Source organism: Pantoea rwandensis (assembly GCF_000759475.1).
In the GTDB taxonomy this organism is placed as follows: Bacteria; Pseudomonadota; Gammaproteobacteria; order Enterobacterales; family Enterobacteriaceae; genus Pantoea; species Pantoea rwandensis_B.
On record NZ_CP009454.1, the window covers coordinates 2734758 to 2756945 of the forward strand.

Here is a 22188-nt window from a genome sequence, read left to right on the forward strand (position 1 = left end):
AATAATAAGATAATCGCATCATTACGGGATGAGCGCTGATGATTCCTCACTTGAATGCAACATAATTAACGCTCAAAACCACGCTAACACCCTGAATTAAGTTGATAAAAATCAAAGATTATTCATAAATTAACTGCCTGATTACATTTAATTCACATGAATATCATTCATTTATACAGCGAATTTTTTCTTTTTGTTACAAGTTACCCCTTTAATTAGGATGCCTTTGTGTAAACGAAAATATAGAATAATTTACAGAAAAATTCTTATTACGAGCGGTGTCGATACCTACGCCTGCAAGTGTTATCGACAGACATTTCGTTAACAATCATGATTTATTTTCCCCGTTCTTTCTCCGGAACGAACGCCGAAGTGAATAACCTATTTTCCAGTCGTCTCCTGTCTGGAAAATAAACTGTGGTTGTTGCTCGTGGTTAAGAGAAAGACGACAGTGCGGTACCGATTTCAACTTGTTATGCACGAGCTTGCTTCATCTCACTCCATAACATGTGAAACGGCGCTGGATTGCCGTTAACTAACTCGGTCACTCAAAAAAAGAAGATAGTCATGTTAAGTAACGATCTTACATCGCTGATCACGCGTATTGACTTCGCGCTAATTTCATCTATTCACATCATTTTTCCCCCGCTAACCATTGGACTGGCTGCACTGTTGTTCATCTCTGAACTGATGTGGGTCAGGAAGCAAGATGAGAAGTGGTATCGCCTGTGTCGCTTCTTTGAAAAGCTGTTTATCGTTAACTTCGGTGCTGGTGTGGCAACCGGCGTCACCATGGAAATGGCCTTTGGTATTCTTTATGGCCGCTTCTCGCAGGCTGCCGGCCCGTTCTTTGGTCAGGTGCTCGGCTATGAGACCATCACTGCCTTTATGTATGAAGCCGGCTTTATCGGACTGATGATCTTTGGCTGGGGCAAGATCAGTAAAGGGATGCATCTGTTTGCGACCTTTAACGTGGCGCTCTCTTCTACACTTTCTGCGATGTGGATCCTGGTGGCTAACTCCTGGATGCAGACACCGACTGGCGTTGAGTTGCATAACGGCATCTTTATTGTGACCGACTGGCTGGCCGCACTGTTTAACCCGAATGCGCGCAGTGCCTTCCCGCACATGCTGTTGGCAAGCTTCGAGCTCTCGCTCTGCTTCGTGGTGGCAACCTGTGCCTGGTATGTCCTGAAACAGCGTCATGTTGATCTGTTCCTGAAGCCGCTGAAATATTCGCTAATGGCTCTGGCCGTGGTCGCTGCCGTTCAGATCTATATGGGTGACGTGCTGGGTGAAGCCACGCTGGAACATAAACCGGCGGCGCTGGCGGCAATGGAAGGGCACTACGATACTTATGATTCAGCGGGTAACGTCAACAGTGCCTGGCATATTCTGGGTTGGCCAAACAAAGAAGGCACTGGCCTCGCATGGTCTATCGATATCCCGCACGGTTTAAGCCTGATTGAAACCAAAACCTGGAACGGTACGGTAACGGGCCTGAACAGCTTCCCGAAAGATCAGCAACCGCCTGTGGTGTTGCCGTTCTACGCTTTCCGCGCCATGTCAGGCGCTGCGGGTGCCATGTTGCTGGTGAGCCTCTGGGGCGTCTGGCTGATTGCACGTCGTCGCATGACCGCTGAGCTGGCTCCGCGCAATAAGCTGTTCCTGGCGCTGGCCGTTATTATGGTGGTCCTACCTTATATCGCAGTGATTGCGGGCTGGTGGACGCGCGAAATTGGCCGTCAGCCGTGGATCGTTTATGGCCTGATGCGCACCGAAGACGGCATGAGTCCAATGACTATGGGTCTGGCGATCTTCTGGCTGGTGGGCTTTGCCATCTTTGAAACTGCGGTGGTCGCGGGCACCATTTGGTTCCTGGCGAAAGTGGTGCGTATTGGTCCTGATTTGACCAGCAAAATACCGGGCGAGGGGCATGAGCATTTGGGTCACCTAGATATGCCTGCCAGTGGTCATGCTGACCATCCTGAATATATCCGTCCGGTTTGATGGGAGAATAAATCCATGGACATGCTTAATTCGACTCAGCACTTCCTGATCATCGCCTGGTGGTTAGCCTTTGGTATCAGTGTTCTTTTATATATCGCGCTGGATGGCGCCGACCTGGGGGCAGGGATCTTCTCGCTCTTCGTCCGCGACCATGATGAACGTGGCGCGATCATGTCGGCAATGGCCGGCACCTGGGATGCCAACGAAACCTGGCTGATCGTCGCCGGCGGGATTATGTTCGGCACCTTCCCGTTTGTGTACGGTTCGGCGTTTAGCTATCTGATGGTGCCGATGGCGCTGGTACTGTGGGGCATTATGTCTCGTGCGGTTGCCCTGGAATTCCGTCACCTGGCCTCGCCATTCTGGCAGAAGTTTTCTGACGGCATCTTCGGTGTCGCCAGCCTCGCGGTCACCTTCTTTGGTGGGATGAGCGTTGGCGCGTTGCTGCAAGGTTTCCAGATGGATTCACCAGCTCAGGGGGTTCCCACCTATGTGGGCGGTGCATTTAACTTTATTTCAGCGTTTTCCATCTGGACCGGTGTGGCTTCCTGCGTGGCAATGACGCTGGCAGGCGTACTGTTCGTGCGTGCTCGCTTCGAGAAAAATGAACCGATTCGTCAGGATGCAGCACGTTGGACCGCGGTGATCTTCTGGTTAGCGATTGCTGCCGTGGTGATTACCTGGGTGTGGAGTGCGGTGATCTTCGACTGGGCACGTGCGAAATGGTTTGGTCCGCATTTCTGGATCTGGGGCCTGTTTGGCTTAATCGCACTGGTCTGTATTGATCAGGTGCGTCGTGACACTCTGAAGGACAAAGATTTTGCAGCGGTGATGTGGTTCAATGGCGCGGCATTCATTCTGGGCTTCGGTATGTTACTAACCATGTTCCCATGGATCGTGCCAGGCACCTGGACCATCTGGGCGGGCGCCAGCCCACAGGTTTCGCTGATTACCTTCACCATGACCATGGGCGGTTTTGTGCCGGTGATGCTGATGTATAACTGGTATCAGATCTGGGTATTCCGCGGCCGCATCTCCAAGCTGGTTGGTCACGGGGGACACTAAGACATCATGTCTGCGAGTTCCCCTCCAAGTGGAATGGCAGCCCGCCTGGCGGAACGTTGGCTTTCGAGCCTGCGTCGCCAGGCGGGCGGTTTATTTTCACTGTCCATCAGTATGGCGGCGCTCAATGCCATACTGATGATTGCACAGTGCTGGCTGTTAGCCTGGCTGATCAGCAACGCTGTGCTTGGCGGTAAAAACTTTACTGCACTCCTGCCTTATCTCTTGTGGCTCCCGGTGGTGATGTTGTTGCGCGCAGGGATCGATATCCTGCGTCAGGGCTTTGCATTTGAAGCTTCTGCACGTATCCGTCAGGGACTGCGCGGCATGTTGTTAGATCGCATCGCTGCGTTGGGTCCAGCCTGGAGCCAGCATCAACGTACGGGCAGTATCGCCAGCTCCCTTGGCGAAGGCGTCGAAGCTATCGAAGCCTATTTTTCCGGTTTTCTTCCGCAAAAAATCATCATCGGCATTGTGCCGCTAGCCATTCTGGTAGCGCTTTTTCCTTTTGACTGGGTCTCCGGCTTGATCATGCTGATCACCGCGCCGCTGGTGCCGTTGTTCATGATCGTCGTAGGAAAGGGCGCAGAGAAAATGAGCCTGAAGCAGTGGCACAAACTCAGTCTGATGAGTGCCCACTTCTTTGATGTGATTGCAGGCCTGACAACGCTTCGTCAGACCAATGCGGCGCGTCGGCAAGCGAACATTATCGCGGCGATCTCGGACAGCTATCGTCAGACCACCATGAAGGTGTTGCGACTGGCATTCCTTTCATCATTAGTGCTGGAATTTTTTGCCACCATCAGCACCGCGATGGTGGCGGTGTATGTTGGATTCCGTCTGTTCTATGGCGAGATGGGCTTCCTGCCTGGGCTGTTTGCCTTGTTGCTGGCGCCAGAATTTTTCCGTCCCCTGCGTGATTTGGGCACGCACTATCATGCCCGAATGGATGCCATTGGTGCGACGGAAGGTCTATTGGCGATCCTGAATGCTGAAGAGCCTGCATCGTCGCAAGGCCACGCCGAACTCCCGGCAAAACCGCGTGAAATCACCGTGGAAGGCGTGAGCTATCAGTATGAAGAGGGCGGCGGAGTCGCGGATGTCTCGTTGACTTTGCGAAGCGGGGAAACACTGGCGATTGTCGGCACCAGCGGTGCCGGTAAAACGACGTTATCACGCCTGTTATTGGGCTTTATTACCCCAAACTCAGGACGCATCGTCATTGATGGCAGCGATCTTTCATCATTAAATCTTCCCGCATGGCAGCAACAGATTGGCTGGCTCCCGCAGCGGCCGACCCTCTTTGCCGGTTCGATTGCGGAAAATATCCTGTTGTCGCGTTCAGGTATCAGCCAGGCAGAGGTTAAAGCAGCAGCAAAGCTGGCTCAGGCTGACACGTTTATCCAGTTACTGCCGGCGCAGTATGAATACCGGCTGGGCGACGGTGGGAAAGGGCTGTCCGGTGGGCAGATCCAGCGTATTGCGATGGCGCGCGCCGTATTGAGTGCGCCAGCGGTGGTGATTCTTGATGAACCCACGGTGGCGCTGGATCGTCAGACAGCACAGCAAATGATTGCCGCGTTGAGTGACACATTACCGGATAGCGCACGCTTGATCATCACCCACGATACGGAGATCGCTGCCACGGCTGACCGGGTTATCGTGCTGGCGAAAGGGCGTGTAGTCGAGTCGGGAACGCCGCAGGCACTGCGCGATCAGGCTGGGGTATTCGCTGAACTCGAGCGTCTGCAAACAGGAGATCTCGCATGAAGGATCTTTGCCATCTCTTGCGCCTGGCGCGCCCATGGCGTTTCCGCATGGCGGTGGGGATATTGCTCTCTGTGATTGTGATTCTCTCCAACGTTGCACTGCTTGCCTTGTCAGGCTGGTTTATCACCTCCATGGCGCTGGCTGGCGTAGGCTCTCTGGCACTGGAGTTTTTCACTCCGGCTGCGGCGATTCGTGGCCTTGCGGTATTACGTACTTTCGCGCGTTATCTGGAAAGATTAGTGACGCACGATGCAACGTTGCGCTTATTGTCGGTTTTACGTGTCTGGTTCTATCAACAATTAGCGCATCTTGCGCCTGCACGACTGCAGGATTTCCGCGATGGGGATGTGCTGGCACGTTTTCGCGCTGATATTGATAGCCTCGACAATTTCTATCTGCGTATTCTGACGCCGGCCATTGCAGGGCTGATTTCGTCGCTCATCATTTTGGCAGGAATTTGCTGGTTCTCACCTTCAGTGGCATTGATTGATGCCGTGGTGCTGATGCTTGCGGGCGTGATCGTGCCCTGGATTGTGGCATCGCTGACGCAAGCCAGTGGCAACCAGATTACTACCGTGCGCTCATCCGTTCAGGCAGCATCCACCGATTTGGTACGAGGATTAGCAGAGTTACAGCTGGTTGGCGCCGTTAGCCATCAAACCGATCATCTGCGCCAGCTTTCTCAACAACTGATTAGCGCACAGCGTCGGCAGGCCTGGATTAGCGCCAGCGGCGGGGCGCTCTGCGCCTTAATGGGGCAGCTCGGGTTATTTTTTGCCTTTATCCTGTTGTTTAACACTGGCCATGCAACCGGCATTTCTGCCAGTGAAATCGTGATGTTGCTGTTCACCATACTGGCGAGTACTGAAGCGGTGGCTGGGTTGCCCGCTGCCTTTGCCGTCCTTGGCACTACGCGCGCAGCGGCACGTCGATTGTTCTCGATGACCGAACTGACACCGGCGATCGTCTTGCCTGAAACCAGCTCAGCACCGGAAAACAGTGAGCTGTCATTTGATTCAGTCACTATGCGTTATTCACCTGATGCTCCCAACGTACTGGATAAGCTGAGTTTTACCGTGCCCGTCGGCCATTGCCTGGCGATTTTGGGCCCCAGCGGAGCGGGTAAAACCACCGTATTGAATCTGGTACAGGGATTCTGGGAAACGACAGCGGGAGATGTCACTATTGGCGGTCGTCCGGTCAGGACGCTTTCTGAAGATACACTGCGTCAGATGATCTCGGTGGTTGGCCAGAAAACCTATCTCTTCAACGCATCGATTCGAGACAACCTGCGCCTGGTTGCACCGGATGCGGATGACGAGGCTTTATGGGATGCACTGGCGCGCGCCGCTTTAGACGACGAAGTTCGCGCATTTCCGCTGGGGCTCGACACCCTGGTGGGAGAGTTAGGAGGGCGTCTGTCTGGTGGTCAGGCCCGCAGGATTGGGATTGCCCGCGCGTATCTTTCCCATGCGCCGATCGTGTTGCTGGACGAGCCCACCGAAGGGCTAGACGCAGTAAATACCGAATTAGTGCTTAACTGCTTGAAAGAACTCATTAAGGGTAAAACCACGTTGCTGGTGACCCATCAGATCCAGCCACTTTCCCTCGCGGACAGTCGGTTACTGCTCGATAAACAATAACAAGAGCAGGGATCTGTTTTTTGGTTTATTTACATCTGCTTAGGGTCAACCTGAGCAGATGCTTAATCAATACAAAAATAAACTTGTGAGACAACTGACCAGGGATCACCATGGATAAAATGACAAACTCCAAAACCCGAAGAAAACATATTCGTTTCCCACATCTGCTGATTGATCAAATCGAAGAGAGTATGAAGAGCGAAAACATTCAAAACTTCTCAGCCTGGGTTGTCGAAGCCTGTCGTCTGAAAGCGCGGGAAGCTGGCAACGCAAAGAAGTAATTCATCATTTCCCGTCGGTGGCATGTTGTCATCGCTGACGTGTAGCGGACGGGAAACCTCATCTGACTGACTCTTCACATTTTCATTTCACGTCTTTGTCCGATGCCAGAAACCGTCGCATCAGTGGAACACCATAGAGCATATTCAACTCAACAAAACACTCGCATTTCCCAGGGGGGCATCTTAACTTAGCCAGATAACCAAAGGGCGCATAATGTATATTATGTTAAATTACGTATCAGAATGCGCACCAGAAGCTGTACACCATGCTCACCCGCTCTCCACTGTCTTGTCCTGTCAGACTGTCTCGACTGCTAATCGACATCCTGCTGATCGTTTATGGCAATACAGGAAATGGTTATTTCCCCGCACTGACCTAACCGGCTTCAATTGCGTATAAGCCATCAAACCTCCCATGCTGTTCGATGGCTCACAGAGTAAATGACTCATCATGGGCTTTACCTCTCAACTCGTTTTGTAGAGACACGAGTAGCGACGATAACCGACCGCTGGCATAAGTGATGAATTCTGGGCGCCCCAATGTACGGTCAAAAACCTGCTGTGGCAGGAATCTTTTCATCTCATTGTAAAAGCGGCCATCACCTACAATTGCACCAATGCTTTGAATACGTTGTGCCAGCAATTCATCATAATGCGGGATTTTATAGTCATTGATTTTTTTCTTAACTAAATCAATTTCATAAACAGCATTCTGTTGCATTAGCCAGGGCAAATCCCAGAGATCTCGGTAACGAATATACCTTGTGGTTGCGGCGAGAGAGATAAGTTTGTCACTCATAATTTCGTTGAGAGATTCACACATAACCAGCGTATCGCTGTAACCATCAGGCAAAACGCTGTAATTGCGTGTCAGTGACATGGGTTTTCTGGTGTGTAGCCTTCACGTAGACTTAGTTTATTCTCGCTGATACTGTCCAGCCTAAGCGAGATATCAATCCGCCTTCAAAAATCGTATAAATCACCATCAGATTAAGGCGTCGCTACGCCAATCTTTAGCAATAATCCCTCACATGAAATCTCAGAATTCACGTAGCGACGTCTGAGAATGCAGCGTTCGGCCAGCGTCTTAAACCGACAATCATTCAAATCCCGATAGGATTCGTAACAGCTATCTCAGGCGTTTTTCCTGCCATCAACTACAGTTAACTGATTCAAACCCCAGCAAAAAAGACATCATGCCCTTTTCTCTCACCACACATCTGTTCGCGCGACTACGTCTGTTAATCTCGATTGTTGCCGGTGTTGCCTGCTATTTCTTGCTCCCTGCAAAACTGGGCGAGTTGCAACGCGTATTGATTGGATGGAATGTGCTGGCGTGGCTTTATCTGTGGTTTATCTGGTTTCGCATGCTGCGTACCGATGCTGGCGAGATCAAGCGTATCGCCCAGATGCAAGATCAGAGCGCCGCGTTGGTCTTGGGCATGGTCATTGTGGCCTGCATGATCAGCATCGTAGCGATCATGAGCGAACTCCCGGCACTAAAAACTCTCAATGGCACGCCGCGCGTATTACATCTGTTATTAACCGCGATGACGTTGATTGTCTCCTGGGCATTACTGCCGAGTTCATTTGCCATGCATTACGCACACCAACACTATTTGCGTCGCACTCAGGACGTCACACCCATGATTTTCCCGGAAAAACCGGACGAACCGGCTTACTGGGATTTCCTCTATTTCTCATTCACCATCGCAGTTGCATCGCAGACCGCTGATGTGGCAACCGGTACCACCGAAATGCGCAAGCTGGCGCTGCTGCAATCGGTGATCTCGTTTATTTTCAATCTGGCCATTCTGGGATTGTCGGTGAATGTCGGCGCCGGATTGCTGAGTTAACCCTTAACGACGCCCTTTATTAATTGAGGCAGACCAGTTGAAGTCACTGACTTCGCTGGCAGATTGCGCTTCAGGTTTCTTGCGGCGCGTCGGTGTTTTTTTGGCTTTGTCCGCTTTGGCTTTTTCTTTGGCTAGCTTGATGGTCATCACTTGCTGACGCGCGTCTGCGGTATATTCTTTCTCTTTCTTCGCATCAGGCTCTTTACCGCTGCGCTGGCGATGTTTTTCCATTAACCCTTTGAAGATCTCATCCACTTCAATTCGTTCGGCTTCATTAAACTGATCGATTGAAATCATTTTCTTATCGCTCATCGCGTTATTTCCTCAGTAAATGGCTAAGCTCAAGTCTACACCATTGCTGCCGGCGCGGCTTTCTTGTAATCTTGCCCGCCAATCATCCGCCTGCCAATTAGGACGTAATATGACCGCTCACTCTTCTAAAGATCCCATGCACGGCGTGACGCTCGAGATGATTGTTAATGCGTTAGTGGCACATTATGGCTGGGTCGAACTCAGTAAACTCGTCAATATCAACTGCTTTAAAAACGATCCCAGCGTAAAATCCAGCCTCAAATTCCTGCGCCGCACACCCTGGGCGCGTGCTGAAGTGGAAGCGCTCTACCTCGATTCTCTTGAGGAACCCGCCAAACAAGATTCGGTGGAAAGTGGCTTTAATCCCTGGACCCAGGGCCACAAATAACCACAGCGGCTGACGCTCTGCTCGCCCTTTCCTTTTGGACAACCTTGCCAGCGTCATCACATTTTCCAATGACAGGCTGCCTTGTAACTTCGTTTCTCGCGTGACAATATCGATACATGTATATACATGTATCACCCATTGCAAACACAACTGATAAACAAAAATAACATAACGCACTGCGTTCATTGTTTCAGCGAGGAAACTATGTCAGCCGAATCACCTGCAGCCGATTATTCAGGCAGTGAAAACCAGCGCCTGTCTGAAACCCGCTCCATCGATTACATTCCGCTCCGCGAACGCCATGGCCACCCTTTTAGCCAGTTCACACTCTGGTTTGGCGGTAACCTGCAAATCACCGCCATTGTCACCGGAGCCCTCGCCGTGGTGCTGGGCGGCGATGTGGTGTGGTCGCTTGTGGGTCTGTTAGTAGGCCAGATTATTGGTGCCGCCATCATGTCGTTGCATGCTATTCAAGGCCCGCGCTTGGGCTTGCCACAGATGATCACCAGCCGCATGCAGTTTGGCGTGTATGGTGCGGTGATCCCGCTGGTACTGGTATGTATTATGTATATCGGATTTTCGGCCAGCGGCACCGTGTTGGCCGGTCAGGCACTGGCAAAGTTGATTAATGTTAGCAACGCGACCGGGATGATCCTGTTCAGCGCCATCATTGTCGTGATTGCGGTGCTTGGATATCGGGTGATTCACAAGCTGGGTAAAGTGGCGAGCGTCATCGGGGTGCTGGCTTTTGCTTACCTGTTTATCACCCTGCTTTCCACGCATGATTTGTCCGCCGTATGGCAAAATCAGCACTTCACGATTGCCAATTTCCTGCTGGTCGTTTCGCTATCTTCTTCCTGGCAGATAGCATTTTGCCCTTATGTCTCTGATTACTCACGCTACCTGCCGGCTAACGTATCGGCGAACAAGCTGTTCAGCTCGGTGTTTTTCGGCACCGTATTAGGCACACAGGCCTCAATGACGTTGGGCGTGATTGTGGCGGCTATTGCAGGAAAAGCGTTTTCCGGCAATGAAGTGGGATATATCGTTGGTCTGGGCAGTAGCGCGACCATGGCAATGGTGATCTACTTCGCTATCTGTTTTGGCAAGATTACCTTCACTACCCTGAATGCTTACGGCAGCTTTATGTCACTCACCACTATTGTGTCAGGGTTCCGGCAGCAAACGTCTCTCAGTCGTGGTGGTCGTATTTTGTTTGTGGTGCTGATGGTCACGATAGCCTGCATCATCGCACTGATCAGCGAACCGGCCTTCCTCAAGTCGTTTACCCATTTCCTGTTGTTCCTGCTGGCCTTCTTTGTTCCGTGGAGCGCAATCAGCCTTACCGATTTTTATCTGATCACCAAAGGACGCGTCGATATTCCGGCACTTTCACAACCTGATGGCCGTTACGGTCGCTGGAACTGGGGTGGGATTGTGGTGTATTGCCTTGGCGTCTTGGTGCAGCTGCCGTTTATTGATAATCCGCTGCACCATGGCTCATTAACCTGGATATTTGCGGGTAATGATGTGTCGTGGGTTATTGGTTGGTTTGTCACCGCATTGCTGTGGTTAGCTGCACGTCGGTGGGATCGCCGTGGCACGCTGGAAAGATCGATCCACCCTGCGGAGTGACGTTGTCACGGCCGCCTCAACTGGCGGCCGTATCACTTACTTATCGTTAGTAAATCGCCCCACAATGGTGGCAGCCCCCAAGGTATGGCCTTTCAATTTGGCGATCAACTCATCATGTGTCAGTCCGCCAGGCAATTGATTTACCGGCAAATCTGTAGCCACCATCACGAAGTTATAATGATGTATGCCACTTCCCACCGGCGGGCAAGGACCGTAGTAACTTGTGGTGCCCGGTGAATTCTTACCTCCGGTGTAACCTTCGCCTTTACTCAACTCGCCCTGCGCAAACTGCGTGCGATCCGCCGTGATGTTATAGGCCACCATATGTGTCACGCCTAACCCTTTTCCCCCTACAGGATCGGTCAGCATTAGTGCAAAACTGCGGGTGCCGGCGGGTGCATTCGACCAGCTCAAAGCCGGCGACACATTGTCGCCGGTGCATGACGGGTTACTTTTGTTGTTGCCTGCAAAGGTTTTATTCAGCATGGCACTGTCGTTAAAATCCGAAGATTGCAGCGTAAATACCGGGGCAGCCAACACGCTTCCCGGAAGCAGCGCCAATAATAGTGCGCGTTTGAACATCACCATTTCTCACTCCTGTTGATGAAAAAATCAGCCAAAACATCAAGTATATAACCTGATCACATTCATGCCGCAGGCTACACTGCTGAAAGTCCTCTTTGAAACCCAGGAGCATTGGATGCCAGCCTCTTCACTCGCGTTGTTTACCGCTGCCACGCAGCAACCCTGCTAAAGTGCTAAAGTGCTAAAGTGCTAAAGTGCTAAAGTGCTAAAGTGCTAAAGTAATAGCTTATTGTTTGTTCGAAAAAAGACTTAACCTAAAGTATTTCCGGTCTCAAAATTCCCTCCTCATGACCAAGTGCCGCAGCGCGGTACGACGTGATCTCAGGCTGAACAATAGCGCCGCGGGGGCTGAGCATTTTTGACCCGCCAACTTCGTACATCTTTGATGCTCGCGAGAAGTCGAACTTTATGAGGCTTTAAATCAAAACCCGAAATTTAACTACTAAACCATGAAAATTAGAAGATAACCCTACGTTACTATGTGATATAGTACACACACAAAAACAAAGGATTATAGGGCATGACAATAGTTTTCTCGTTTTTTTGTTCCTTTGCATTCAGCATGCGTACTAAAATTTTTTCACTTAACGTCAAAATAAGTTATAAAAATCACTAATTAAATTTCTAAAACCAACTTAATCAATTTTTTAACTTCTATACGAACCCCAAAGTAGATTATAAATGAATAAAAAATTTATTTTTACCATTCTTGCATTACTGGTTGCAATTTCATTATTAATAATATTCAGCAAGGCATTTTTAAATGCTAACGTCTTGCCGAGTACAAAGTCCAAAACAATTAACAGCAATATTATTTACAACCTGAACAGCCAGAAAGGGTTGAATTCTTTTTACTCTAAGGATGATCAGCAAAACTTCAGAAAACAAGCTTACAATATTACATTGTACAGAGGGAAGTCTTATAGAATAGAGGGGGTGACTGATTTCGGGCGTTATATGAATATCGATATATTTGAAAACAGTAAAAAAATAGAAAGTTTAGCCTGTTCCTATAACGCAAAGTGCAAAATCGATATCACGCCAGAAAATACTTTCACTGCAGTTATACTTGTAACCGCTAACACAAGATCTGATTCGAAAATGACACTTGAAGTGCGAGAGATTAATAATAGTCTCTTCTACAATCCTCCATCAAAAAATCATTCTGATTTGAATCAGTCTGATTTCTCTTTTATAGATTCAGATGGTGATTACAGAGGACATTTTAACCAGTTAGATACTCCAACATCTGGAATGCGCGCCGGTTATCAGGCCACATTCCGAATCATGCTAACAGCCGGAGAATCTATCTTCATAAAACTAATCGCACCTGATATTTATAAGAGGGTTTCTATATTAGATCCTGAAATGAATGATGAAATAGCATCGTCATATGGTAAAGATACGGCTGCCTGTTTAAAGCTAAAGATTGGGGAAAGTGGAGTGCATCTAATTTCGTTAAATCTGTTTCATAGTGATACTATTAGAGCTATTAACTACAATTTAGAAATATACCGTGGGGAAATTTCAGATAAAAAATGCGATGAAAACGGTTAAATGTGACTCACACCGGACTCTAAGATTAAAAAATGGGAAAAGGATTAATTTAGGAACCCAGGTTGGCCATAGGACTTTTCCCTTGTTGATGGTTATTTATGTGTATTTCACATTCATCTTAAATAGCTAGGTCTATCATATCCATGAAAATGTAGATGGCTTGGGCTAGAAATATCTATCAATCACGGCAACTAATATCCAAACTGACCTCGTCGGACAATCCAACCTGCTCGCAGCGTTAAAAGAGGCGGGTTTTTCCCGTGTACCCAAAGGTTACAGTTGGTACGGTTAATAAGCGCGCTGACGATAATCCTGCAGTTGCATTCTTTCCAGCTGGCGCGGCGTGGCAACGGGCCACGCTTGCTGCGGAAACAGGTAAAGACGAATGCTAAACAGATGAAACAGCGGTGTGAGCAACCCATCATCCTGCTTTGCCAGCCTTTCCAGCAGCAGCAACAGCCAGTCGAGTTCATCCAGCAAATCCTGGTGTGGTCGGGTTTGCAACGATTTCAGACGCCGTTTCAGGAACAAGGCGAGCTCGTGAAACATCTGTCCACTGTCCAGCTGATGTTTTGCCAGCAGATCTTTGTGTCGGGCGTAGTAGTCAAAGCTGTTCACGCCCAGCCACACCTCCGTTAATAACATCCCGGCGGTCGACATATCGGGCTGTGGATCGAGCCGTAAACGGGGTAACACCACGTTGACCTTATCCAGCATCAAACTGATAAAACGTTGTCTGCCAAGCAGTGACGACCCCGTACGTTCAAGCTCTTTAATAAAACGCAACAGCTCACGTAAGCCCTGACGAACCGCGCGCCGCGCCGTCCATGAAGGACGTTTGTTACGCATCAGCACGGTGGCTATCACGGCAAAAAGTACGCCCGTCAGTGATGCAATGGCGTTGTTAATGAGCAGGACCAAATCGGGTTTCAGATGATGGCCCAAACCGATAAAGCCAGGAATCTGGATAGCCACGCTGATGCCAATCATATTGGTTGAGGGACGTGCAATCATCAGGCCGAGTATCAGCAAGCCCGGCACCAGACAAATAATCAACGCTTCAAATGAGGTCGCCTGCGGCAACAGCAACGCCACATAAATTACGCTGATAACAATGGCGACAATCACACCACGCACGAACAATTTCATCGAAGTCAGTGGCGTATCCATACTGGCAAAAAGCGAACTCAGGATGGCTGCCATCACCGGTGCTGAGGCACCATCGTGCCACCCCGTGCCCATCCACAGCAAACAGGAGCCAAAAATCGCGCAAAAGGCGGTTAAAGCAGAAAGCCTGATCAGCCCTTTGTCATAGAAACGATGAGTGCGTTTACCGCGTGCGGGTGTGGTGTCGCCCGAGAGATCGCTGACCAATCCGCCGACGCTTTGATACGCGCCCGCAATGCGCACGAAGTCGGCCATACGCTCCAGCAAACCGGTAAACAGCAGGCAGTGTTCAATCGGCAGTTCCCCGCTACGCCAGGCCTGGTTGATATCATTCTGACAACGGCTTAATTCCAGCTGGATACCGCTGGTTTCGCCAACGGCTTCACCATCGTTAAGCCAGTGCAAAAACAGACGAAACGCCACCGCGACGTTGTCCGGGAACGTAATCTGCAGTGCCGATAAACGCTGCAGACGCAGCTCAATGGCGGTGAGCGTAGGGATTAAATAAGAGAGATGTTGATACTGCACGCTGACCAGACGAATCAAACGACGCGCGGCATCACCCTCGTAAACACAGTGCGTAATCAGAATTTCCACTTGCTGCGGATTGGTCGCCATACGCGTCAGAATGTCATCGCGCTCGGGAGACTTATCGCCCGGAATACCTGACAGCAAATCGTGGCACAGCTTGCGCGCATTCAAATACCACTGGCTGACACTCTGTTCCAGCAAACTACGCATCGAGACCGGAAACAATAACGCATGCACCAGGCTGCTACACACTGTGCCAACCGCGATCTCTTCAATACGGGATAACACGGTATTGGTGATCGACAGCGGCGTCATCACCTCAGGAAATCCCATGATGGCAGCGCTGTAACCTGCCAGCATGAACACATAGCTTTTCGGCGTGCGATCGTGCAGGGAGAGATACAGGCACACACTGACCCACAGCGAGATAACAAAGCTAAAAAGTAAGGGGTGTTCAACAGTGACGGGAAAAACAAAGAAGATAAACACGCCGCCTAACAAGGTGCCGAGCATACGAAACAGTGATTTCGAAATGGTGGACGCAGAGTAAAGCTGAGAGGCAATGAAAACCGTGGTAATGGCCCAGGCGGGTTTATCCAGGTTGAGTTCCAGTGAGAAGTACAATGCCAAAAAGGCAGCCAGACAGGTTTTTACAGCAAAAAAAACGGCGTTTTTTGAAAACCACTGCATGACAGTATTGAGACCAGACGGCACTAAGTGCGGCGTATCCTGCCAGAATATTCAATCTACTCACGGCGATAAATATGTCAGGTTGTTACAGCATCAAAATTGGTGATATTGGCAGGTAATCAATAACAGGGTAATTATTAAGGGTTACTAATGGACTAAGTGCGAATTCAGCCCTTTTTTACAGAATCTCTCTGATTTATAAGCCTATTGCTTCACAGCCTGTCATCAGTCAGATAAATGTGTTCTGGATCACACTTTTCTAAATAACCTCAATGATTACAACGGCTCCATAAAAACATTTCGCGCAATCTGGCGCACAGTGTTGCGCCAGATCATCGCAGGGTGAAACTCAGTTACTCACCACTGTTACCCAGTTCGCATCTTTGCCGGCAGGCGCTTCACTAACACGTTTCAGCGACCCACTTTTGGCATCAATGGCATAGCTTCCAGTCACCGCGCTTTTTTCACCGCTGGCAATCAACCATTTTCCGTCTGCGGTAATAGCAATGCTGCGCGGCTGCTTCTCAACTGGCCAGCTGCCAATCAGCGTCAGTTTGCCACTGTGTGGATCAACGCGGTAGCCACTCACCGTACTGCTGGTCCGTTCGGTCACATACAGGAAGTGACCGTTTGGCGTCAGATGAATATCGGCTGACCAGATCCGTGGCGTGGTATCGCTATAGCCCGCTGGACGCTCACGCCCATGTTGCAATTTATATTCCTCGGCTACTGCATTGGCTGTTTCACTGACTTTGACCAGTTCGCCGCTCGGTTCACGGCGGAACTGAGTGATGATGCCGCCCATCTCGCCGACGTTATACAGATAGCGCTGATCCGGCGATAAGACCGAATGACGCGGGCCGTTTTCATCGGCGGTTTTCACATAACCGTTACCCAGCGCGCTGAGTTCCCCCTCCTCATTCAATTTCAGCTGTAACACGCGGTCAGTGCCGAGATTACCGACGTAGGCGGTTTTACCGGCATCATCAACAATGACCGAATGTGCCGCATGACCCGTCTTGTAACTGCCAACCGGCGGCGCTATCACCTTGCCATCTTTGGCTAGCCGATAGACATGCACCACATCGCCATCGTAGGAGGCGCCCAACAGGAATCGCCCTTGCTTGTCGGTGCTGATGTACGGATAACTGGCGGTAGCAGGGACTTCAGCTCTCTGATGAAGATCGCCGGTGGCGCGATCGATCTGCCAGCTCACCAGTTGCAGTGGCTTGCTGCGAATGGCCGCATATAAATGCTGGTGGTCCGCACTCAGCGCCAGTGGCATCACTTTGCCGCCGGCCTGGGTACGACCTAGCAGTTGCAATGCACCGGATTGTTCATCCAGTACGTAGCGCGCGATGGTGCCGTCATCGGCTTCTGAGACGTAAACAAAGGTTTTTGCCAGCAATGGTGCGCTGAGCGCCATCGCCGTGAGTAATGTGGCTATCTGAAAGGTTTTCTTCATTTAATTTCCTCAGCGAACCAGAGCCGGACGTTTTGCGTCAAAACGCCAGTTATCAATCAAAAACTGCATGCCAAGTGCATCGTTGCGGTTCTTATCAGGCAGTGCGTTGTAGAGTGCATGCGCCTGTTCGACGCGCGCCATATTCAGTTCGATGCCCAATCCTGGGCCTGGCGGCAGCTCCAGGTAGCCATCACGGATTTGCGGTGGCTGGTGGCTGAGTTGCTGGCCATCTTGCCATATCCAGTGTGTATCGAAGGCGGTCTGACGATCGCCAGGCGCTGCGGCACCAAGATGGGCCACCATCGCCAGGGAAACATCAAAGTGATTATTGGAATGGCAACCGGTAGTGAGGCCCCATTCGTTACACAGTTGCGCGACGACGTTAGCGTTGCGCATCGTCCAGAAATGGGGATCGGCAAGCGGGATGTCGATGGCGTTGAGCTGCAGAGCATGCTGCAACTGCCGCCAGTCATTGGCGATCATGTTGGTCGCCACCGGCACGCCAGTGGCGCGACGGAACTCGGCCAGCGTTTCACGCCCGGAATACCCCTGCTCTGCGCCACAAGGATCTTCCAGATACGGCACTTTGCCTGCCAACTGCTTACCAAAGCGAATCGCTTCATCCAGCGACCAACTGGCATTTGGGTCCACGGTGACGCGAGATTGTGGATACCGCGCCAGCAAGGCCTCCACGGTTTCGACTTCCTGCTCGCCATGCAGGACGCCGCCTTTTAGCTTGAAGTCACGAAAGCCGTATTGTTCTACTGCGGCCTCTGCGAGCCGCACCACTGCGGCACTGTCCATTGCCGCTTGATGACGTAACCGGAACCAGCCATCTGCTTCGTCATCACCCGAACGGTAGTGCATATTCGTGCGTTGACGATCGGCGATGTAAAACAGATAGCCCAACACCGGAATACGCTCTCGCTGTTTACCGCTGGCGAGCAGTTCTGCCACGGGCAGGTCGAGGAATTTACCCTGCAGATCGAGCAACGCTGCCTCAATGGCCGCTGCCGCGTTGTAAAACTTCTCTGGGTTCATCTGCGGAATATGAATGTCGTTGGTGTGCGAAGTCTGCTGCTGCCGCGTGTCGCTGGCAAAGAGTTGACTGAGCGTGGCGTTAGCGCGCATCAGCGAGCTGCCAATGATCAGAGGGCGAAACTGTTCCAGCAGTTGCAACGTTGAAGCGTGGCACGGTGTTTCCCCCACGCCGCTGTTGCCCGCTGAATCAGTCAATAGCACCAGAATACGGGTGAAGTAGCAGTTATGCGCCCCGCCGATGTTCAGCAGCATGCTGTCGTATCCGGCAACCGGAACGATGCGCATTGATTTAATGACTGGTGTGTCAGACATGGTTTCTCTCCGTGTGACCGAATGCAGGGGGAACAGGTTTGCGACGCAGCAGCAGCCAGACACCGGTGATAACCGACACGCTGGTCAGCGCATACAGCCCACCGGTGGTGCTGCCGGTATGAAGTTCAAGATAGCCAAACACGGTGGGTGCAAAGAAGCCCCCGAGGTTGCCGATGGAGTTGATCAGGGCAATGCCGGGCGCGGCGATCGAAGCAGGCAATTCGCTTTGCGGCATCGGCCAGAAAAAGGCCGCGCTGACTTTCGAGCCAATACAGGCGACGATCATCGCGACAAACCCAAACCAGGGTGTGCCGGTGGTCGCCATAAAGGTGCCGCACGCGGCAATCAGCATGGCAATGCCCAGCCCTTTGTCCAGCTTATCGCGATAGCGATCGGTGGTTTTACCCAGCAGGAACAAGGCCACAATGGCACATAACCAGGGAACGGCGGTCAGCAAACCAATCTCAAAACTGTTGTAACCCTGAATGCGCTGGATAATTTGCGGTAGCCAGAACACCAGGGTGTAACCGGTCATGGTCATGGTGAAAAAAATCAGGCAATAGAACAGCAAGCTGCGATCGCGCAATAAACCCCAGCGGCCATACTCTTTAGCATGTACGTCACGTGCTGCGTCTTCTAACGCTAACTGTGCTTGCAGCGCACGTTGCTCTGCTGGGTTAAGCCATTTGGCATCCTGAGGTTTTGAGACCAGTACCAGCGCGGCCAGCAAACCAATCACAATGGATCCCCCTCCTTCCAGGAACATCACCCATTTCCAACCAGCAAGCCCATTCACTTCATGCAGCAGCAGAATCGCGCCGGTTAGCGGACCGAAAAACAAGAAGGCGCTGGCGGTGGCACTCAACACCATCGCGGTGGCACGACCTCGCCATGCGTTAGGCACCCACTGGCGGAAATAGAACAGCACGCCAGGAAAGAACCCGGCTTCTGCCACGCCTAATAAAAATCGCAGTACGTAGAAGTGTAGCGGTGTGCTCACAAAACCGGTTAACACCACCACGATGCCCCAGGTGATCATGATGCGCGTCAGCCACACGCGTGCCCCGAGCTTTTTTAACATCATATTGCTGGGGACCTCGAACAGCGCGTAGCCAATAAAGAACAGGCCGGCACCCAGACCAAATGCAGCAGCACTGATACCCGCATCAGTTTGTAATTCAGCTTTGACGAATCCGATGTTGGCTCGGTCGATCTGGTTAACAATCAGCATCAGCGCCAGCATTGGAATGATACGGCGGAAAAACTTAGCGATTGCGGAAGCGATATGCGCGTCGTGATCTGCTGCTAAATCATAAGATTGTTGAACCGTCATGCGTCACCTATTGGGTTAATAGCATCGCTATAGGTATACGCAGTTGATTAAAGAGCGGTTATGTGAGAATGCCCGAGACCGTTTGTGCAAATGTTGAAGGGGGTTTTATGTTCAATGCGTTAGCGGTTTTCCCAGCGTAAAGTTTTGTCTGGGTTTGTGCGCTGGCTCACTGGGGAAAGGGTTTCAACTACACTTGCCTGATTCAATTGAGTAAAGAGGTTTACATGACACAATCACCTGACAGCAATCAAGCGTGGCTACTGGCATCGCGCCCGGATGGCGAACCGGTTAAAGAGAATTTTCAGCTTGTTGAACAACCTATTCCCTCCATTAAAACGGGTGAAATACTGCTCCGCACGGTTTACCTCTCACTGGATCCTTATATGCGAGGACGTATGGATGACAGTAAATCCTATGCGCCTCCGGCACAACTCAATCAGCCGATGGTCGGTGGTACCGTCTCCCTGGTGGTTGAATCGCAGCATCCCGATTTTAAAACCGGGGATTGGGTGCTGGCTGGCAGCGGCTGGCAACGTTATGCCGTCTCGGATGGCAGCGGCGTGGCGAAAATCGGCGATCTGCCCCACCCATCCTGGGCGCTGGGCATTCTGGGGATGCCCGGCTTCACCGCTTACATGGGCCTGATGGACATTGGGCAGCCAAAAGCGGGAGAAACCCTGGTGGTCGCCGCCGCGACGGGCCCGGTGGGTGCCACGGTCGGACAACTGGGTAAGCTAAGAGGCTGTCATGTGGTTGGCGTTGCCGGTGGTGAAGAGAAATGCCGCTACGCGATTGAAAAACTCGGGTTCTCTGCCTGTATCGATCACCATCGCGAGGATTTTGCTGAACAGTTAGCGAATGCCTGCCCGGACGGGATTGACATCTATTTCGAGAACGTTGGCGGCAAAGTGTTTGATGCCGTATTCCCGCTGTTGAACACCGCCGCACGCGTACCGATTTGTGGGCTGGTCTCAACCTATAACAGTGGCAAAACCCTTCCCGCTGGCCCTGACCGTACGCCACAAATCCTGAGTGGGATATTGAAGCGCAGAATCCGTATGCATGGATTTATTATCTTCCAGGATTACGGTGATCGATATCCGGAATTCCTGCAGGCGATGACGCCGTTGGTGGAACAGCAGAAAATACATTATCGCGAGCACATGATTGATGGATTGGAAAACGCACCGCAGGCGTTCTTCGATATGCTGAAGGGCAAAAACTTTGGTAAGACCGTGGTCAAAGTGGCTGAAGAAGAGTGATGGGGGCCGGTTATTCTGAACATTCAATAATCGGCTTAATAGCGGCGCTATCGCTGTTTAACCTGCGGCAGCAAGAGTTCCGTCAAAATTTTATGACGCTGCGTTTTGGTCAGCCAAAACATGCGTGGAACCCATGCCGGACGCGGCTGAGCTACATAGAGATGCTGCATTTCATATAACCAGTTTGCGTTGTTCATTGTTCCCTCCTTTGTTAAGAAAAGTATGGAGGGATAAACACGGAACAAATAGTGAGAAGATTATAAAATTTGTTCCGGGTTTAATCAGTGATGGCGAAGCAATGGCGATTAGCGCCCTTTCTTCTTCCTGCCAGGCTGTGTGAAACGCTGACGACCTGCGGGTTTAGCTGCGGATTTATCTGGAATCTTTGCACCGTTCGATGCGACTTTTTTCGCCGCTGTTGCCGGTTTCTTTTTCGCCTGGCTTTGCTGCGTTTTTTGGTCTTCGGATGAAGAATCCTCGATCAAGTTAAACAACTCAATCAATTCGTCATCGGTTAAATCACGCCATTCGCCCAGCGGGATGCCTTTCAGGCTGACATTCATGATGCGGGTACGTTCAAGCTTTGTGACTTCGAAGCCAAAATGCTTGGTCATTCGGCGAATCTGGCGGTTTAGTCCTTGAACCAGGATGATACGAAACACAAAGGTCGACTCTTTCTTCACTTTGCATTTTTTGGTCACGGTACCCAGCATCGGCACACCCGCCGCCATTCCGGCGATAAACTCGTCGGTGATCGGCTTATCCACGGTCACCACATACTCTTTCTCGTGGTTGTTACCGGCGCGCAGGATCTTATTGACCAGATCACCGTGGTTGGTAAGGAAAATCAGACCTTGTGAGTCTTTATCCAGACGACCGATCGGGAACACGCGTTTACTGTGGTTAACAAAATCACCGATGTTATCGCGCTCACCCTCTTCCATCGTGGTAATAATGCCCACAGGCTTGTTGAGCGCAATCAGCACTAAATCTTCTTCGTTACGCGGCTCGATCAACTGCCCATTCACTTTCACTTCATCCCCGGCAAAGACCTGTGCGCCAACGGTCGCGCGCTTGCCGTTAATAAAAACGTTGCCTTGTTCGATGTAACGATCGGCATCACGTCGTGAGCAGATTCCGCTCTCGCTAATGTATTTGTTCAGGCGCGTGGATGAGTTGGGCAGCATGGTTCCTCCGAAAAAAAACGGACTATACAACAACCTTAGACGTTGTGTAAGACACGGTTAAACATCATTGTTCCAGCTTGCAACCTCATCACCGTTTGGTA

Annotated in this window: 19 protein-coding genes; 10 read left to right on the forward strand and 9 right to left on the reverse strand. The window is 50.9% G+C overall.

Annotation, left to right across the window (positions count from 1 at the left end; genetic code table 11):
* Positions 1 to 567 precede the first annotated feature (567 nt).
* The 5 genes from LH22_RS12520 (at position 568) to LH22_RS20255 (ending at position 6766) form a co-directional block, all read left to right on the forward strand.
* Complete coding sequence (locus LH22_RS12520) at positions 568 to 2010, forward strand: cytochrome ubiquinol oxidase subunit I (protein ID WP_038646996.1); 1443 nt, start codon at positions 568 to 570, stop codon at positions 2008 to 2010.
* Positions 2011 to 2025: 15 nt separating this feature from the next.
* Positions 2026 to 3075, forward strand: a complete 1050-nt coding sequence (locus LH22_RS12525) for a cytochrome d ubiquinol oxidase subunit II (RefSeq protein ID WP_034823522.1) — start codon at positions 2026 to 2028, stop codon at positions 3073 to 3075.
* Positions 3076 to 3081: 6 nt separating this feature from the next.
* A complete protein-coding gene (cydD, locus tag LH22_RS12530; protein WP_052059418.1) occupies positions 3082 to 4842 on the forward strand; it encodes a thiol reductant ABC exporter subunit CydD in 1761 nt (586 codons plus the stop codon).
* Positions 4839 to 6485 (forward strand): thiol reductant ABC exporter subunit CydC, encoded by a 1647-nt coding sequence (cydC, locus tag LH22_RS12535; RefSeq protein ID WP_038646999.1) that lies wholly within the window; start codon positions 4839 to 4841, stop codon positions 6483 to 6485. The genes cydD and cydC overlap by 4 nt, the downstream gene beginning before the upstream one ends.
* A 110-nt stretch (positions 6486 to 6595) precedes the next feature.
* The gene (locus LH22_RS20255; RefSeq protein ID WP_071845615.1) at positions 6596 to 6766 is read left to right on the forward strand and encodes a YlcI/YnfO family protein; all 171 of its coding nucleotides are present in this window, start codon (positions 6596 to 6598) and stop codon (positions 6764 to 6766) included.
* Between the two features lie 430 nt (positions 6767 to 7196).
* Here the strand turns inward: LH22_RS20255 and LH22_RS12540 are convergent, their stop codons facing one another.
* Positions 7197 to 7646, reverse strand: a complete 450-nt coding sequence (locus LH22_RS12540) for a nucleotidyl transferase AbiEii/AbiGii toxin family protein (protein ID WP_081946731.1) — start codon at positions 7644 to 7646, stop codon at positions 7197 to 7199.
* Positions 7647 to 7962: 316 nt separating this feature from the next.
* On the opposite strand from LH22_RS12540, the gene LH22_RS12545 reads away from it, so the two are divergent.
* On the forward strand, positions 7963 to 8622 hold the full coding sequence (locus LH22_RS12545) for a DUF1345 domain-containing protein (protein WP_038647001.1): 660 nt from the start codon (positions 7963 to 7965) through the stop codon (positions 8620 to 8622).
* Between the two features lie 3 nt (positions 8623 to 8625).
* Here the strand turns inward: LH22_RS12545 and LH22_RS12550 are convergent, their stop codons facing one another.
* Positions 8626 to 8934 (reverse strand): hypothetical protein, encoded by a 309-nt coding sequence (locus LH22_RS12550; RefSeq protein ID WP_038647003.1) that lies wholly within the window; start codon positions 8932 to 8934, stop codon positions 8626 to 8628.
* 109 nt (positions 8935 to 9043) lie between these two features.
* On the opposite strand from LH22_RS12550, the gene LH22_RS12555 reads away from it, so the two are divergent.
* Together LH22_RS12555 and LH22_RS12560 are read left to right on the forward strand one after the other, a co-directional pair.
* Positions 9044 to 9322: a VF530 family DNA-binding protein gene (locus tag LH22_RS12555; RefSeq protein WP_038647005.1), complete on the forward strand. Its 279-nt coding sequence runs from the start codon at positions 9044 to 9046 to the stop codon at positions 9320 to 9322.
* A 204-nt stretch (positions 9323 to 9526) separates the two neighbouring features.
* Positions 9527 to 10957, forward strand: a complete 1431-nt coding sequence (locus LH22_RS12560) for a purine-cytosine permease family protein (RefSeq protein ID WP_038647007.1) — start codon at positions 9527 to 9529, stop codon at positions 10955 to 10957.
* A gap of 36 nt (positions 10958 to 10993) precedes the next feature.
* Here LH22_RS12560 and LH22_RS12565 read toward each other — a convergent pair whose 3' ends face one another.
* Positions 10994 to 11545, reverse strand: a complete 552-nt coding sequence (locus tag LH22_RS12565; protein ID WP_038647008.1) for a YbhB/YbcL family Raf kinase inhibitor-like protein — start codon at positions 11543 to 11545, stop codon at positions 10994 to 10996.
* 678 nt (positions 11546 to 12223) lie between these two features.
* On the opposite strand from LH22_RS12565, the gene LH22_RS12570 reads away from it, so the two are divergent.
* Entirely contained in the window at positions 12224 to 13099 is an 876-nt protein-coding gene (locus tag LH22_RS12570; protein ID WP_038647010.1) for a hypothetical protein, read from the forward strand.
* A gap of 288 nt (positions 13100 to 13387) precedes the next feature.
* Here LH22_RS12570 and LH22_RS12575 read toward each other — a convergent pair whose 3' ends face one another.
* The 4 genes from LH22_RS12575 to LH22_RS12590 all read right to left on the reverse strand — a co-directional run bounded on the left by LH22_RS12575 (position 13388) and on the right by LH22_RS12590 (position 19638).
* Complete coding sequence (locus LH22_RS12575; RefSeq protein WP_038650120.1) at positions 13388 to 15487, reverse strand: FUSC family protein; 2100 nt, start codon at positions 15485 to 15487, stop codon at positions 13388 to 13390.
* A gap of 349 nt (positions 15488 to 15836) precedes the next feature.
* Positions 15837 to 16952, reverse strand: a complete 1116-nt coding sequence (locus tag LH22_RS12580; RefSeq protein WP_038647012.1) for a lactonase family protein — start codon at positions 16950 to 16952, stop codon at positions 15837 to 15839.
* A gap of 9 nt (positions 16953 to 16961) precedes the next feature.
* The gene (locus tag LH22_RS12585; RefSeq protein WP_038647014.1) at positions 16962 to 18305 is read right to left on the reverse strand and encodes an enolase C-terminal domain-like protein; all 1344 of its coding nucleotides are present in this window, start codon (positions 18303 to 18305) and stop codon (positions 16962 to 16964) included.
* The gene (locus LH22_RS12590; RefSeq protein ID WP_038647016.1) at positions 18298 to 19638 is read right to left on the reverse strand and encodes an MFS transporter; all 1341 of its coding nucleotides are present in this window, start codon (positions 19636 to 19638) and stop codon (positions 18298 to 18300) included. Before LH22_RS12590 ends, LH22_RS12585 begins: the two co-directional genes overlap by 8 nt.
* Positions 19639 to 19862: 224 nt before the next feature.
* On the opposite strand from LH22_RS12590, the gene LH22_RS12595 reads away from it, so the two are divergent.
* Complete coding sequence (locus tag LH22_RS12595) at positions 19863 to 20900, forward strand: NADP-dependent oxidoreductase (protein ID WP_038647018.1); 1038 nt, start codon at positions 19863 to 19865, stop codon at positions 20898 to 20900.
* A 47-nt stretch (positions 20901 to 20947) separates the two neighbouring features.
* Here LH22_RS12595 and LH22_RS20615 read toward each other — a convergent pair whose 3' ends face one another.
* Positions 20948 to 21097, reverse strand: a complete 150-nt coding sequence (locus LH22_RS20615; RefSeq protein ID WP_156102798.1) for a hypothetical protein — start codon at positions 21095 to 21097, stop codon at positions 20948 to 20950.
* Between the two features lie 108 nt (positions 21098 to 21205).
* Entirely contained in the window at positions 21206 to 22087 is an 882-nt protein-coding gene (gene rluF, locus LH22_RS12600) for a 23S rRNA pseudouridine(2604) synthase RluF (protein WP_038647020.1), read from the reverse strand.
* Between the last annotated feature and the right edge of the window lie 101 nt (positions 22088 to 22188).